3 protein-coding genes are annotated in these 2,840 nt (G+C 69.5%); all 3 read left to right on the forward strand.

Features of this window, described 5'->3' with window-relative positions; translation table 11 throughout:
* Window positions 1-159 precede the first annotated feature (159 nt).
* Window positions 160-1,911 (forward strand): class I poly(R)-hydroxyalkanoic acid synthase, encoded by a 1,752-nt coding sequence (gene phaC / locus Q0C81_RS17870; protein WP_291841134.1) that lies wholly within the window; start codon window positions 160-162, stop codon window positions 1,909-1,911.
* The gene (locus tag Q0C81_RS17875) at window positions 1,908-2,288 is read left to right on the forward strand and encodes a hypothetical protein (RefSeq protein ID WP_291841128.1); all 381 of its coding nucleotides are present in this window, start codon (window positions 1,908-1,910) and stop codon (window positions 2,286-2,288) included. Before phaC ends, Q0C81_RS17875 begins: the two co-directional genes overlap by 4 nt.
* A 31-nt stretch (window positions 2,289-2,319) precedes the next feature.
* Window positions 2,320-2,840: serine hydrolase domain-containing protein (locus Q0C81_RS17880; protein ID WP_291841132.1), on the forward strand; the 521-nt coding region annotated here is incomplete at its 3' end.

Here is a 2,840-nt window from a genome sequence, read left to right on the forward strand (position 1 = left end):
CCGACCTCGGCCAAGCCGCCCCGCCCCCGCGCCGCCAAGGCCGCGGCCGCCGCGCCGGAGCCGGAACCCGTGCCGCAATTCCAACCTCGCCCCGAGGCCGCCGCGCCCGAACCCGAGCCGGGGCCCGCCGCCGCTCCGTTCGGCGCCGAGCAGCGCGAGATGCTGGAGACCCTGTCCCTGAACCTGGCCAAGGCCGCCATGACGGCCCAGACGGCCATCGCCGAGGCCGCGCTCAGCCAGGCGGACCGGCCCGCCGCCCTGTCGCCCGATCCGTTCAACGTCGGCCCGGCCATGACCTCGGTGATGTCCAGCCTAGCCTCGCGCCCCGACCGGCTGTTCAGCGCCCAGGCCGACCTGTTCAACCGCTACATGGACCTTTGGGCGTCGTCGGCCCGTCGGGCCGCGGGCGAGGAGCCCGCCGCTGAGCCGTCGAAGGACAAGCGTTTCAAGGACCCGGCCTGGTCCGAGAACCCTATGTTCGACGTCATGCGCCAGTCCTATCTGGTCACCGCCGACTGGATGAACGGGCTGGTGTCTTCGGTCGAGGACGTCGATCCGCGCACCAAGCGCCGGGCCGAGTTTTTCACCAAGCTTCTGACCGACGCCTTCTCGCCGTCCAACTTCCTGGCCTCCAACCCCGCCGCCCTGAAGGCCCTGGCCGAGAGCAACGGCGAGTCGCTGGTCAAGGGGATGCAGAATTTCGCCGCCGACCTGGAGCGCGGCCAGGGCAAGCTGAAGATCAGCCAGGCCGACTACGGCAAGTTCGAGGTCGGGGTGAACGTCGCCACCGCCCCCGGCCAGGTGGTCTGGCGCGACGACCTGTTCGAACTGCTGCAGTACGACCCGGCGACCGAGACCCAGCATGAGATCCCGCTGCTGATCTTCCCGCCCTGGATCAACAAATTCTACATCCTGGACCTGCAGCCCGAGAACTCGATGATCCGCTGGCTGTCGGCCCAGGGGTTCACCGTTTTCGTCTGCTCCTGGGTCAATCCTGACCGGGACAAGGCCGGCTACGGCTTCGACGACTATCTGCAGAAGGGCGTCTATCGCGCGATCGAGAAGGTGCTGGAGCAGTCGGGCGCCAAGTCGGTCAACACGGTCGGCTACTGCATCGGCGGGACCCTGATGGGCGCGGCGCTGGCCCATATGGCGGCCAACAAGGATGCGCGCGTCTCGGCCAACACCTTCTTCGCCGCCCAGCACGACTTCGCCGAAGCGGGCGACCTGCTGCTGTTCACCGACGACCACTGGCTGAACGAGATCGAGCAGCAGATGGACGCCGCCGGCGGGGTCCTGCCCGGCGCGGCCATGGCCGAGACCTTCAACGCCCTGCGCGCCAACGACCTGATCTGGTCGTTCTTCGTCAGCAACTACCTGATGGGCAAGGCGCCGGCCGCCTTTGACCTGCTGTTCTGGAACGCCGACCAGACGCGCATGCCCAAGGCCCTGCACATGGACTATCTGCGCTCCATGTACGGCAGGAACGCCCTGACCCAGGGCGACTTCAGCATCGGCGGCCAGGCCATCGACCTGTCGAAGGTGACCATCCCGCTCTATTTCCAGGCCAGCCGCGACGACCACATCGCACCGATGAACTCGGTCTACCGCTCGGCCCGGGCCTTCCCCAACGCCGACGTGACCCTGACACTGGCGGGGTCGGGCCATATCGCCGGGGTGGTCAATCCGCCCTCGGCCAACAAGTACCAGCACTGGATCAACCCCGCCCTGCCCGCGACCCTGGCCGAATGGCAGGCGCAGGCCGAGGAACATCCCGGAAGCTGGTGGAACCACTGGGCGGCGTGGCTGCGTGAGCGGTCCGGCGGCCAGGTCCCCGCCCGCGATCCGAAGACGGGCCCGCTGACGCCGGTCGAGCCGGCCCCCGGGGCCTATGTGAAAGTGAAGTCTTGAAGCGTTTCGAACCCAATCTGCTGCTGGCCGTCTCCACCGGCCTGAGCCTGCTGCTCGTCCTGCTCACCACCAGCCTGACCGAGCCCCAGCCGATCCAGTTGCGCAACCTCCTGATGGCGGTGATCTGCGCGGGCGGCTTCATTCTGCTGAGCCCGCGACTGGCGAAGATGACCGGTCAGCCGCCGCGCCCGCCGATGATCCATCCGGACAGCCCCGGCACGGCCGTCTGGGCCGCCCTGTTCCCGGCCATCGTCACGGCGATCGCCGTGCTGCCGGTGCTCTTCCCCGGTCCGGATTACGGACTGGCGGTCATCATCGCCGCGGTGATCTTCGGCGTGACGGCGGAGTCGGCGATCAAGGCGCGGCGCGCGGGCTGACGCAGCGGCGGCCGCCCTGCTAAGCTGGCGCATGAACCGTCTCGCAGCCTGCCTCGCCGCCGCCGTCCTGCTCGCCGGCGCCCTGCCCGTCTCGGCCCAGCAGCCGACGCCGGAGACCAACCCCGCCGGGGTGCTGTTCTGGGCGCCCGCGGACCGCGAGCGGGCCTTCCGGACCATGGACACCATCATGCCGCACGCGCCCGTCCGGCGCGGCGACACGCCTGTGCGCGCCCTGCCCCCCGGGACGCCGATCGCGCTGGACCCGACCGCCTACATGCAGGCCGAGAAGGTCGCCGGGGTGCTGGTCATCCAGGACGGCCGCATTCGGCTGGAGCGCTACGGTCTCGGCATCGGACCGCAGAACCACTGGGTTTCCTTCTCCATGACCAAGAGCCTGACCTCGACCCTGGTCGGGACGGCGCTGAAGAGCGGCGCCATCGGCTCGCTGGAGGATCCCGTCACCCGCTATCTGCCGGGCCTGGCGGGCGGCGGCTATGACGGCGTGACCGTGCGCCAGCTGCTGACCATGACCTCGGGCGTGGCCTGGGACGA

This window comes from Brevundimonas sp., from assembly GCF_023259385.1.
Taxonomy (GTDB): domain Bacteria; phylum Pseudomonadota; class Alphaproteobacteria; order Caulobacterales; family Caulobacteraceae; genus Brevundimonas.